This is a genomic window from Candidatus Enterococcus testudinis (assembly GCF_002140915.1).
GTDB classification, from domain to species: Bacteria; Bacillota; Bacilli; order Lactobacillales; family Enterococcaceae; genus Enterococcus_D; species Enterococcus_D testudinis.
Genome location: NZ_NGKU01000001.1, coordinates 3,151,140 through 3,163,694, shown reverse-complemented (window position 1 = coordinate 3,163,694; position 12,555 = coordinate 3,151,140). Strand labels below are relative to the sequence as shown.

10 protein-coding genes are annotated in these 12,555 nt (G+C 45.7%); all 10 read left to right on the top strand.

Going from position 1 to position 12,555, the window contains the following annotated elements:
• Positions 1-5: 5 nt before the first annotated feature.
• A complete protein-coding gene (gene def, locus A5886_RS15370) occupies positions 6-497 on the top strand; it encodes a peptide deformylase (protein WP_086275912.1) in 492 nt (163 codons plus the stop codon).
• On the top strand, positions 490-1,443 hold the full coding sequence (gene fmt, locus A5886_RS15365) for a methionyl-tRNA formyltransferase (RefSeq protein WP_086275911.1): 954 nt from the start codon (positions 490-492) through the stop codon (positions 1,441-1,443). The genes def and fmt overlap by 8 nt, the downstream gene beginning before the upstream one ends.
• Complete coding sequence (rsmB, locus tag A5886_RS15360) at positions 1,433-2,791, top strand: 16S rRNA (cytosine(967)-C(5))-methyltransferase RsmB (protein WP_086275910.1); 1,359 nt, start codon at positions 1,433-1,435, stop codon at positions 2,789-2,791. The genes fmt and rsmB overlap by 11 nt, the downstream gene beginning before the upstream one ends.
• A 14-nt stretch (positions 2,792-2,805) precedes the next feature.
• Entirely contained in the window at positions 2,806-3,546 is a 741-nt protein-coding gene (locus tag A5886_RS15355; protein WP_086275909.1) for a Stp1/IreP family PP2C-type Ser/Thr phosphatase, read from the top strand.
• On the top strand, positions 3,543-5,528 hold the full coding sequence (gene pknB, locus A5886_RS15350; protein WP_086275908.1) for a Stk1 family PASTA domain-containing Ser/Thr kinase: 1,986 nt from the start codon (positions 3,543-3,545) through the stop codon (positions 5,526-5,528). Before A5886_RS15355 ends, pknB begins: the two co-directional genes overlap by 4 nt.
• 222 nt (positions 5,529-5,750) lie before the next feature.
• On the top strand, positions 5,751-6,218 hold the full coding sequence (locus A5886_RS15345; protein WP_054114856.1) for a CtsR family transcriptional regulator: 468 nt from the start codon (positions 5,751-5,753) through the stop codon (positions 6,216-6,218).
• Between the two features lie 5 nt (positions 6,219-6,223).
• The gene (locus A5886_RS15340; RefSeq protein WP_086275907.1) at positions 6,224-8,704 is read left to right on the top strand and encodes an ATP-dependent Clp protease ATP-binding subunit; all 2,481 of its coding nucleotides are present in this window, start codon (positions 6,224-6,226) and stop codon (positions 8,702-8,704) included.
• A 238-nt stretch (positions 8,705-8,942) separates the two neighbouring features.
• The gene (locus tag A5886_RS15335; protein ID WP_086275906.1) at positions 8,943-9,863 is read left to right on the top strand and encodes a peptidase U32 family protein; all 921 of its coding nucleotides are present in this window, start codon (positions 8,943-8,945) and stop codon (positions 9,861-9,863) included.
• A gap of 13 nt (positions 9,864-9,876) precedes the next feature.
• Entirely contained in the window at positions 9,877-11,118 is a 1,242-nt protein-coding gene (locus A5886_RS15330; protein WP_086275905.1) for a peptidase U32 family protein, read from the top strand.
• A gap of 83 nt (positions 11,119-11,201) precedes the next feature.
• Positions 11,202-12,545, top strand: a complete 1,344-nt coding sequence (gene gor, locus A5886_RS15325; protein WP_086275904.1) for a glutathione-disulfide reductase — start codon at positions 11,202-11,204, stop codon at positions 12,543-12,545.
• Positions 12,546-12,555 lie beyond the last annotated feature (10 nt).

Below are 12,555 nucleotides of genomic sequence, written 5' to 3'. Positions count from 1 at the left end.
AAATTATGCGCTATCCAATTATTTTACATCCCGACGAACGTCTTCGTCGCAAAGCCAAACCAGTATCCGTGATCACAGACGAACTGGTCCAACTGCTAGATGATCTTTATGAAACCATGATTGCCCACGATGGCATCGGTATTGCTGCCCCCCAAGTGGGCAAAAATCTGCAAGTGGCTATCGTTGAAGTGGATGAAGAGGATCGGTTTGAATTGATCAATCCAGAAATCGTCACAGCCAAAGGAGAAACGTTAGATGTTGAAGGTTGCCTAAGTATTCCCCATACCTTTGGAACGGTGAAGCGTGCCGATGAGATCACTGTCCGCTACTATGACCGTGAAGGGGAAGAAATGGAAGTCGAAGCATTCGGCTATTTGGCCCGTGCCATGCAGCATGAAATCGATCACTTGAACGGTGTATTGTTTACCGATAAACTGATTGAACGTATTCCAGAAGAAGACCTAGAAAAATATATGGAGGAACACGACCATGACTAAAATCGTCTTTATGGGTACACCGGCTTTTTCTGTACCCATTCTTGAAGGCCTGTTAGATGCAGGCTATGAAATCGCTGCAGTTGTCACGCAACCTGATCGACCCGTCGGCCGCAAAAAAATCATTACACCAACACCTGTCAAAGCAGCAGCCCAAAAACACGGCTTGCTTGTTTTACAACCAGAAAAAATCAGCGGCTCGCCTGAAATGGATCAAATCAAAGCATTGGCGCCAGATTTATTGATCACAGCTGCCTTTGGTCAATTTCTGCCAAGCGCTTTATTAGCTGTACCGAAGTATGGTGCGTTGAATGTTCATGCGTCGCTATTGCCTAAATACCGTGGCGGCGCACCCGTCCACTATGCCATTATGGAAGGCGACCAAGAAACTGGCGTGACGATCATGGAGATGATCAAGAAGATGGATGCAGGTGGGATTTTTGCGCAAGAACGTTTGCCAATCACCCCGCAAGATGATGTCGGCACGATGTTCGATAAATTAAGTGCACTAGGCAAAGACTTGCTGCTCCAAACATTGCCAAAAATCTTGTCGAAAGAATTAACACCCACGCCACAAGATGAAGCATACGTCACTTATTCACCAAATATCAGTCGTGAACAAGAAGCCATTGACTGGAACAAAACAGCCCAACAAATCGATGCCCAGGTCAGAGGGATGCGTCCATGGCCCATCGCCTTTACGATGTATCAAGAGCAGCGGTGGAAGATTTGGTCAGTATCCCCTGTGGCTGAAACCACAACTGCTGCGCCAGGAACGATTATTGAACGCGGCAAAAAATCATTGAAAATCGCATGCGGATCAGGGAGCGTTTTAGCCATCGACTCTTTGCAGCCTGCAGGCAAAGGACAACAAGACATCGCTGCCTTTTTGAATGGTAGTGGACAACAGGTGCAAGTTGGCGAGAAGGTAGGTACGTATGAAGCGTGATGTAGGAGATATTCAATATACGGTCCGTTATGTTGCATTGGATGCTTTGTTGCGGATCGAAAAGGGCGGCGCTTATTCCAATCTTTTGTTGCGTGAATTGATCAATCAGGGGCGTTTGAACAGCAAAGATGGCCGTCTGTTGACAGAATTGGTCTATGGTACAGTCAGCCGGCAGATCCTGCTTGATTTTTACTTGGAACATTTCATCAAGGATGCCAAAAAAGTAGAAACATGGGTCAAATCTTTGCTGCGGTTGTCCTTGTATCAATTATTGTATTTAGATAAAGTACCTGATCACGCCATTATCCATGAAGCTGTAGATATCGCCAAAGCCAAAGGCAATCCGGGCACAGGCAAATTCGTCAATGGTGTTTTGCGTAATGTTCAAAGAAAAGGAGTACCAGCGGTCAAGGTGCTCAAAAAACCACTGAAACGCTTGGCAACAGAAATCAGTATGCCCAAATGGCTTACAGAACAATTGGTCGATCAAATCGGTATCGATGAGACACGAGAGTTGGGCTATTCATTATTTGAACCCAACCATGCCAGCGGGCGCATTGATTTGACCCGCATCTCTCAGAAAGAAGCCATCGCACAATTACAAGAAGAAGGCATCGATGCCCGACCAAGTGAGATCTCGCCTTATGGGATTGTCGCGGACAAAGGCTTCTTGGCCGGTTCGTCCTTGTATAAAGCAGGCTTACTGACCATTCAAGATGAAAGTTCAATGCTGGTGGCACCTGCTTTGCAGATTGCCCCTGAACATAAAGTTTTGGATGCTTGTGCTGCTCCTGGAGGCAAGACAACGCATATCGCTTCTTTCTTGTCCGAAGAAGCAGGCGGCCAAGTGACAGCATTGGATATCCATGAACACAAAGTCAAACTGATCCAGCAAAATGCGGATCGTTTGGATCTTGCTGCACGCGTCGAAGCAATGGTCTTAGATGCCCGCAAAGTTGCTGACACATTTCCAGCGGAATCCTTTGATCGGATTTTGGTTGATGCCCCTTGCTCTGGCTTAGGATTGATGCGCCGCAAGCCGGATATCAAGTACAATAAGACAGCTGCTGATTTCGCGCGCTTGCCGGTCATTCAACGGGCAATTTTGGAAAGTGTTGCCCCAACGCTGAAAAAATCGGGTATAATGGTGTACAGCACATGCACGATTCTTGCAGAAGAAAACCAACAAGTCGTGGCTGGCTTTTTGGCTGACCACCCTGAATTTGAGTTACACGAAATCAATGTGGACCCATTGGTTGCGTCATCAATCAAAGAAGGCTTATTGACGATCTATCCGCAAGATTTTATGACAGATGGCTTTTTTATCAGTTGTCTGCGCAAAAAGTAACGAGGTGAAAGAAATTGGAGATACGTTTTCAATCAGATGTCGGTAAACGGCGCAACACGAACCAAGACTTTGCAGCAACCTATGTCAACAAAGCCAATATCACATTGGCATTACTGGCTGATGGCATGGGCGGCCATCGCGCCGGCGATGTAGCCAGTCGACAAGCGGTCAGTGAGATCGGTACAGCTTGGGAACAAACGACGTTGACCGATAGTGAAAAAACTGCCCAATGGCTCATCCAAAAGATCCAGCAAGAAAGCCAGGCAATCTATCAAAAGGGCCAAACCCAAGAAGAACTCAGCGGGATGGGAACCACGATCATTGCCGTCGCCCTTTTTGGTGACCAATTTACCATCGCCAACGTCGGGGACAGTCGTGCGTATTTGCTGCGTAATCAGACGTTGACCCAAATCACCGAAGACCATTCGTTGGTCAATGAGTTGGTTAAATCGGGTCAGATCACAGCCGAAATGGCTTTGAATCATCCAAGAAAAAACGTCTTGACCCGTTCTGTCGGGATGCCTAGTGAAGTGGAAGTCGATGTGGCAATCCACTTCTTCGGGGCGCAGGACTATTTATTGCTTTGTTCCGATGGCTTGACCAACATGGTTTCCGACCAAGAAATCGCCGAGACGATCGAACAAACACCCGCCTTAGAATCTGCTGTCCAACAGTTGATCGATCAAGCCAACGCTAGAGGCGGCGTAGACAATATCACCGTGCTGCTGATCAAAGTCGGAGGAGAGGGCCTATGATAGAAATTGGCAAGAAAATCAATGGCCGTTATAAGATCATCGGCAACATCGGTAGTGGTGGTATGGCCAATGTCTTTTTGGCGCATGATTTGATTTTAGACCGCGAAGTTGCGATCAAAGTCTTGCGCTTTGACTTTCAAAATGACCAAAGTGCGATTCGCCGTTTTCAACGGGAAGCATTGGCAGCTACTGAATTGGTGCACCCTAATATTGTCACTGTCTACGATGTAGGTGAAGAAGATGGGATGCAATTTTTGGTGATGGAATATGTCAAAGGCATGGATTTGAAACGATACATCCAAACCCATTATCCAGTACCTTACTTGCAAGTGGTCGATATCGTTCAGCAAGTTCTATCGGCAGTCGCTTTGGCCCATCAGCACCGCATCATTCATAGAGACTTGAAACCGCAAAATATTTTGATCAACGAAGATGGCGTGGTGAAGATCACCGATTTTGGGATTGCGATCGCATTGTCGGAAACCTCTATCACACAAACCAACTCCATGCTAGGTTCGGTGCATTATCTGTCACCAGAACAAGCCCGAGGCAGTATGGCGACCAATCAATCGGATATTTACGCGATCGGGATCATTTTATATGAAATGTTGACAGGTAAAGTACCTTTCGATGGTGAATCGGCTGTAACGATTGCGCTGAAACATTTCCAAGATGAGATGCCTTCGATCCGAATTTATGACAAGAATGTCCCGCAATCAATTGAAAATGTCGTATTGAAAGCGACTGCCAAAGAACCAGCGGATCGCTACAAGACGGCAGACGAGATGCATGAAGATTTGGCCACCGTCTTGTCGCCAGACCGCTTGAATGAGCCTAAATGGACACCTCATGCATTAATGGATGAAACACGGGTGATCACACCGATCGAAGAAGCGGCAATCACAGCACCAGTCGAAACAGAACCAGTGGAAGAGCCTGAGCTAGAAACCAAAGAGAAACCGAAGAAGAAAAAACGCAAATGGTGGTTGATCTTCCCAATCTTGGTCGTGGCAGCCATGTTAGCAATCGGCGGATATTTTCTATTCGGCGGCGGTCGAGGCGATGTCGAGATCCCAGATGTGCGTGGAGAGACTGAAACGACTGCCCGTGCAACTTTGACGGATGCTGGATTGCAAGTGGCGGATGAAGTGGAAGAAATTGCTGACGACGAGATTGATATTGGTCAAGTCATCAAAACCGATCCGCCAGCTGGCAATGAGGTCAAAAGAAATGCGACGGTCACCATTTATATCAGTACGGGGACTCAGAAGATTGCTTTCAAAGACTATACCGGTCAAACCTTTGAAGATGTCAAAGCAGAATTAATCGATAAAGGGTTCTCTGAAGATCAAATCAAATCGGAAACCAAATCTGACGAAGAAGTAGCGGAAGGCGATATTATCAGTCAATCTCCGGCAGAAGATGAAGAGGTTTCACCGAAAGATGATACAGTCACATTTGTGGTCAGCAGCGGACCTGCTTCTTTTGAGATGGACAATTATTATGGCATGACTGAAGCCGCGGCCAAAGCGGACTTAACCTCCAAAGGTGTTGCTTCGAGCCAAATTTCGATTGTTTATGCTTCCAGTGATCAGCCTTCAGGAACTGTGATCGCACAAGCCCCTGCATCAGGGGGTGAAGTTATTGCTTCTAGAACAACGATTACTTTGACGATCAGCAGTGGACAAGAAATGGTCAATGTACCAAGGATCGTCGGCAAGAACCAAGCGGATGCTGAAGCGGACTTGAATGAAGCTGGCTTATCGTACGAGATTGAAGAAGCTTCTGATTACAGTGATACTCCTGCCGGTCAAGTAACAAAAGTTTCCCCCGGAGCAGGGACATCGGTCACTGTTGGATCAACCGTGACAGTCACTATATCAAAAGGACCAGAACCAGAAGAATCAAGCAGCAGTACCTCAACCAATTCTGACTCAACAACGGAACCCTCAACCAGTTCAACTGAATCGGATGATGAGTAACGCGTATATCGAGTGAGGTGTATCATATGTCGATCGACAGCTTCGGATCATCATCCGTGGCGTCGATCGATTTTTTTCGGTTGAACAGACCCAAAAGCAGCCAATCTGTTGTTTGACTTTAAAGATTCCTTTAGTAAACGTCTTCTAAAAGGCGTACGTCTTTGCAAGTGACTGAAATTTGGGTATAATGAAGGTCAGAATTAGTCAAGGGAGGGAAATGAATTGAGTCATCATAACACTTCCGATTTGATTGAGGCCTATTTGAAAAAAATCCTTGAAGACAGCGAGATCATCGAAATTCGCCGTGCAGAAATGGCCAACCTTTTCAATTGTGTGCCCTCACAAATAAATTATGTCATCAATACCCGTTTTACCGTGCAGCGGGGTTATACCGTTGAAAGCAAGCGAGGCGGGGGCGGATACATTCGGATAGAAAAAGTCAAAATCACAGATAGTCATCATTATCTAAAAGAAATCAATCAATTATTTGATGAAACGATTTCGGAAAAAGATGCGTATGCGATTATTCAAAAGCTGTATGAGGAAGGAATCCTGTCCAAGCGAGAAGGCAATTTATTATTGACTGTAATCGCGAAAGCAGTTCTAGGACGTTCTCCTTATGAAAATAGAACACGAGCAGATTTGCTCCATGCAATACTAGAACGATTAAGTTACGAAGACAGGAAGTGAAAGAGATGGATGAACTATTCACCCAACGCGCGAAAGCCGTTTTGGCGATTGCGCAAGAAGAAGCGAAATACTTTAAGCACCAAGCCGTTGGTTCAGAACACATCTTGCTTGCCTTAGTCATTGAACAAAATGGCATCGCCGGCAAAACCTTGCGGGAAATGAATATCGCGGAAAATGATATCCGGGAAGAAATTGAACATTTGACCGGTTACGGTACTGTACGCCACTATCCAGAAAATGCCTATTTGGCCTATTCTCCAAGAGCAAAACAGACCTTTGCATATGCTGGCGATGAAGCCAAACGCCTTGGCGCACCACAAATCGGTACGGAGCATTTGCTCCTCGGTCTTTTAAGAGATGAAGATATTTTGGCTTCTCGCATCATGCTGAATCTTGGCTTGAGTTTGGCCAAGATGCGCCAACTCTTAAAGAAAAAAATGGGTTTCAATGAAGCCAAGAGTGGTTCCGCTGGTCGGCGCCGTCCAGCACAAGGCAAAGCACAAGTACAAGGGACACCAACCCTAGATTCATTGGCGCGGGATTTGACCAAATTGGCCCGTGACAAACGGTTAGATCCGGTTGTCGGTCGTGCAAAAGAAGTCAAACGCTTGATTCAAATATTAAGCCGCCGCACCAAAAACAATCCAGTATTGGTAGGAGAACCTGGTGTCGGTAAAACGGCAATTGCTGAAGGGTTAGCCCAAAAGATCATCAACGGCGAAGTACCAGAAGATATGCAAAACAAACGCTTGATGATGTTGGACATGGGCGCATTGGTCGCAGGCACCAAATACCGCGGCGAATTCGAAGACCGGATGAAGAAAATCATTGATGAAATCTATCAAGATGGTCAAATCATCCTATTTATTGATGAATTGCATACATTGATCGGTGCAGGTGGTGCAGAAGGCGCAATCGATGCCTCCAATATCTTGAAGCCAGCATTGGCCCGTGGAGAATTGCAAACCATCGGGGCAACCACATTAGATGAGTACCAAAAATATATCGAAAAAGATTCCGCATTAGAACGTCGTTTCGCGCGGGTGCAAGTGGATGAACCAACGCCAGAAGAAGCAGAAGAAATTTTGCGGGGCTTACGTCCACGTTACGAGGAACACCATGGTGTTGAGATTTCTGATGATGCGTTGCACGCTGCTGTTCAATTATCCGTACGTTATATCAATTCTCGCCAATTACCTGACAAAGCGATTGATTTGATGGATGAATCAGCAGCCAAAGTCCGATTAGACCGTACAGATGAAAGCTCAGAACTGGTAGAGTTGCAAAATGACATTGCCAATTTGATTGAAGAAAAAGAAGCCGCTATTCGTCAACAAGACTTTGAAGCAGCCGCGCGTTTGCGGATCAAAGAGAAAAAGCTGACACAACAGCTGACCGAAGTGGCCTTCATGGAAGTCAAAGAAGCCTCAGGATACGCTGATAGCGTGACGGCTGAAGACGTCGCATCTGTCGTTTCACAATGGACCGGTGTGCCGCTGCAGCAAATGGAGAAAAAAGAAAGCGAACGCTTATTGGATCTGGAAAAGATCTTGCACCAACGTCTTGTTGGTCAAGAAGAAGCCGTTAAAGCCGTCGCCCGATCGATTCGTCGTGCGAGAAGCGGGTTGAAAGATCCAAATCGTCCCATCGGTTCCTTTATGTTCTTAGGACCAACTGGTGTCGGTAAGACAGAACTAGCCAAAGCATTGGCTGAAGCGATGTTTGGCAGTGAAGATGCCCTAGTACGGGTAGATATGTCCGAGTTTATGGAAAAATACAGTACCAGTCGTTTGATTGGTTCACCGCCAGGCTACGTCGGTTACGACGAAGGTGGACAATTGACCGAGAAAATCCGTTCTAAACCTTATTCAGTGATTCTGTTAGACGAAGTAGAAAAAGCCCATCCTGATGTCTTCAATATTTTGCTGCAAGTCTTAGATGACGGTCATTTGACGGATGCCAAAGGCCGAAAAGTCGATTTCCGCAACACGATCTTGATCATGACCTCAAACATTGGGGCTCAAGCCATTCGGGAAGAAAAAAGCGTCGGCTTCAATGTCACCGACTTAACAAAAGACCATCAAGCGATGCAAAAACGGATCCTTGAAGAGTTGAAAAAAGCGTTCCGCCCAGAGTTCTTGAATCGGGTCGACGAAACCGTGGTTTTCCAATCGTTAGGCGAAGGGGAAATTCATGAAATCGTCAAAATCATGAGCAAATCGATCATCAAACGATTGGCGACACAAGATATTCAATTGAAAATCACTCCATCAGCTATTGATGTGATCGGTAAAGCCGGCTTCGATCCAGAATATGGAGCACGTCCAATTCGACGGGCCTTGCAAAAAGAAGTGGAAGATCGCCTAAGCGAGGCGTTGCTCTCAGGACAAATTCACTTAGGAGACAAAGTCACTATTGGTGCTTCTAAGGGAACGATCACCTTGAATGTCAAAGAAGGCCAAGCCAAAGTCTTACAACAAGTATAATCAAAAAAAGGCAGCAGATAATCCTGCTGTCTTTTTTTTGCTGCTTATGTATGATTTGTATCAAAGGAATCTCACTTAAATTGAATGAATATTCACAGATTTTTTACCAGTAAAAACCTTATGATTAAGTATGTTAAGGTAGATATTTCTTTTTTTCGTGAAATAAAGACTAGGTCATACTATTGGAAACTACGGAGGTATGTGATACTATGAATGAGTTGAAAAAAGGAGGCGCACTATGGTCGAGATTATTGCAACGGTCGAATCGATCGAACAAGCGACGGCACTTATGCCCTATATCGATACTTTATTTTTCGGAGAAGAAACATTTGGACTGCGTTTACCAGCATCCTTTACCCGTGAGGAACAAGCCACACTGATTCAAATGGCGCATCAAGCTGGCAAAAAGGTGACGATTGCCGTCAATGGCATAATGCACCCAGAAAAAATGACGTTGATTCCTGAATATTTACGTTTTTTACGCGCACAACAGGTGGATCAGATTGCGATCGGTGATCCAGGTATCATTTATCGCATGCAACAGAATCCCGACTGTGCATTGCCATTTATATATGCAGGGGAAACTTTAGTTACCAGTGCCCGCCAGATCAATTTTTGGGGCCGCAAAGGTGCAATCGGCGCTGTGTTAGCCCGTGAAGTCCCTTTTGGCGAGATGAAAGTTCTGGCACCGCAAGTGGATCTGCCAGTGGAAGTTCTGGTTTATGGTGCAACGTGCATCCATCAGTCGAAACGTCCATTGCTGCAAAATTATTATAACTATACTCAACAAACAGAAGCCAAAGACCATGATCGCGGGTTGTTCCTCTCTGAGCCCAAAAAAGAAGAGACCCATTATTCTATCTATGAAGACAGCCATGGTACGCATATTTTTGCCAACAATGATCTTAATTTGATGGCGCAATTGCCTGAGTTAACAGCGCACGGTTATCATACATGGAAATTGGATGGCCTATACACCCGTGGTACAGCCTTTGTCCAGATTGCGGCTTTATTTGCCCAAGCGAAAGCAGCCATCGAAGGAGAACAATTGTCTCCAGCAGATGCAATCGCACTCAGTGACAAGGTCCAAGCCCTGCATCCGGAAAATCGCGGGTTGGATACTGGATTTTATCTCATCGATCCAGATGATATCAAGTAAGGAGCAAGCAGAAATGACAGTCAAACAAGCATTGAAACGACCAGAAGTCTTAGCACCTGCTGGTACGTTAGAAAAATTAAAAACAGCGATCCATTACGGTGCAGATGCTGTCTATATTGGTGGGAATGCCTATGGTCTGCGCAGCCGTGCCGGTAACTTCACTTATGAAGACATGGCGGAAGGTGTTGCTTTTGCCAAAGCCCACGATGCAAAGGTCTATGTGGCAGCAAATATGGTGACCCATGAAGGCAATCAAGAAGGCGCGGGTGAATTTTTCCGGGAGTTACGGGATGTCGGTATTTCAGCTGTTATCGTATCAGATCCAGCTTTGATCAGCATCTGTGCAGCAGAAGCACCAGGTTTGCCAATCCATTTGTCGACACAAGCCAGTGCCACCAATTATGAAACCCTTGAATTTTGGCGTGAAGAAGGACTAGAGCGTGTGGTTTTGGCACGGGAAGTCTCTATGGCAGAAGTTGCCGAGATCCGCAAACACACCAGTGTTGAGATTGAAGCTTTCATCCATGGTGCTATGTGTATATCATATTCAGGCCGTTGCACCTTATCTAATCATATGTCGATGCGCGATGCCAATCGCGGCGGCTGTTCACAGTCTTGCCGTTGGAAATACGACTTATTCGATATGCCTTTTGCAGGAGAACGCAACAGTTTGACCAAAAACGGTGCTGTGGAAGAAGAATATTCCATGAGTGCAGTAGATATGTCAATGATCGAACACATTCCCGATTTGATCCAAAATGGCGTCGATAGTTTCAAAATCGAAGGCCGCATGAAATCGATCCATTATGTATCAACAGTAGCCAATGTCTATAAAGCAGCGGTTGACAGTTATATGGCCGATCCCGATAATTATGTCTGCAAGCAAGAGTGGATTGACGAGCTTTGGAAAGTGGCGCAACGAGAATTGGCTTCCGGTTTTTACTACGATACACCAAGTGAAAACGAGCAATTGTTCGGCGCCCGCCGCAAAATTCCGCAATACAAATTTATCGGTGAAGTCATGGCATATGACCCAATCACTGAAACAGCCACGATTCGCCAAAGAAATCACTTTTCCGTAGGAGATGAGATCGAATTCTATGGTCCCGGATTCCATCACTTTCACCAAACCGTGGAAGTCATGTATAATGAAGACGGTGAAGCTATCGATCGGGCACCTAACCCTATGATGCTCTTAACGATGCCGGTCAAAGAACCAGTAGCTGTTGGAGATATGATTCGGAAGAAAAAATGAGGTCGAGCGCATTTCTCGGCCTTTTTGCTTGAGTAAAAATAGCAAACCAACACGTGATACATAGAAGAAGGAGGACATAAAATTTGGAAACATATGATTACATAGTGATCGGCGGCGGCAGCGGGGGAATTGCGTCTGCCAATCGTGCCGGTATGCATGGCGCCAAGGTATTATTGGTGGAAGGTAATGAATTAGGAGGCACCTGTGTCAATGTCGGGTGTGTACCCAAAAAAGTCATGTGGCAAGCCAGTGAAATGCTAGAGATGATCAAACGGGATGCACCAAGCTACGGTATTTATCCACATGTGGAAACATTTGATTTCGCTGAACTTGTGGATAAACGAGAATCATATATTGATTTTCTGCATACAGCCTATCAAAAAGGCTTAGACAGCAATCATATTGAAGTGGTTCGAGGTTATGCACAGTTTGTGGATAACCATACTGTAACAGTGAATGGCACCGCGTATATCGGGAAACATATCTTGATTGCCACCGGAGGCAAGCCAAGTAAAATGAGCATACCGGGTGGCGAATATGCGATTGATTCAAATGGATTCTTTGCGTTGAAACAAGCACCTAAGCGGATGATCGTCTTAGGCGCTGGCTATATCGCAGCGGAAATCAGTGGTGTCAGTCAACAACTAGGCAGTCAAGTGGCGTGGGCCTATCGTAAAGAACGACCATTGCGGACTTTTGACCATATGTTGGCGGATAACTTAGTAGAGATGTATCAAGAAGCAGGCATCGAGACATACGCGGGTTACACTGCATCTTCAATCAGCAAAGAAGAAGAAACCTTTACGGTGACTTTTGAAAATGGCGCTACATTGACAGGGGATTGTGTTTTATTCGCTGGGGGACGGGTACCGAATACCGATCAGCTAGGTCTTGACAATACCGATGTCACGCTAGATGAAAAAGGATTCGTTGTAGTCGATAAGTACCAAACGACAACCGTTGATCATATTTACGCTGTCGGGGACGTGATTGGCAAATTAGATCTGACCCCCGTGGCCATCGCAGCTGGACGTCGTTTGTCTGAGCGGTTGTTCAATGGACAAACAAATGCCTATTTGGATTATGATCTCGTACCGACGGTCGTCTTTACTCATCCACCGATTGCAACGATTGGTATGACCGAAGAAGCAGCCATTGCGGCACATGGAGAGGCAATCAAAGTCTATCGATCACGCTTTACGCCTATGTACTTTGCCCTAAATGACTATCGTCAAAAGTGTGAAATGAAATTGATCTGTCTAGGCAAAGAGGAAAAAATCATCGGCTTGCATGCCATTGGTGTCGGCGTTGACGAAATGCTGCAAGGCTTCGCAGTCGCAATCAAAATGGGCGCAACGAAAGCTGATTTCGATCAAACAGTCGCGATCCATCCGACTGGTTCAGAAGAATTTGTGACCATGCGCTAAACAAAAAAAG

Bases quoted from the DNA above. Each gene is read 5' to 3' on its own strand.
- A5886_RS15330 (WP_086275905.1), top strand. From the start codon at position 9,877: ATGACAGTCAAACAAGCATTGAAACGACCAGAAGTCTTAGCACCTGCT.
- pknB (WP_086275908.1), top strand. From the start codon at position 3,543: ATGATAGAAATTGGCAAGAAAATCAATGGCCGTTATAAGATCATCGGC.
- A5886_RS15335 (WP_086275906.1), top strand. From the start codon at position 8,943: ATGGTCGAGATTATTGCAACGGTCGAATCGATCGAACAAGCGACGGCA.
- rsmB (WP_086275910.1), top strand. From the start codon at position 1,433: ATGAAGCGTGATGTAGGAGATATTCAATATACGGTCCGTTATGTTGCA.
- fmt (WP_086275911.1), top strand. From the start codon at position 490: ATGACTAAAATCGTCTTTATGGGTACACCGGCTTTTTCTGTACCCATT.
- A5886_RS15340 (WP_086275907.1), top strand. From the start codon at position 6,224: ATGGATGAACTATTCACCCAACGCGCGAAAGCCGTTTTGGCGATTGCG.
- def (WP_086275912.1), top strand. From the start codon at position 6: ATGCGCTATCCAATTATTTTACATCCCGACGAACGTCTTCGTCGCAAA.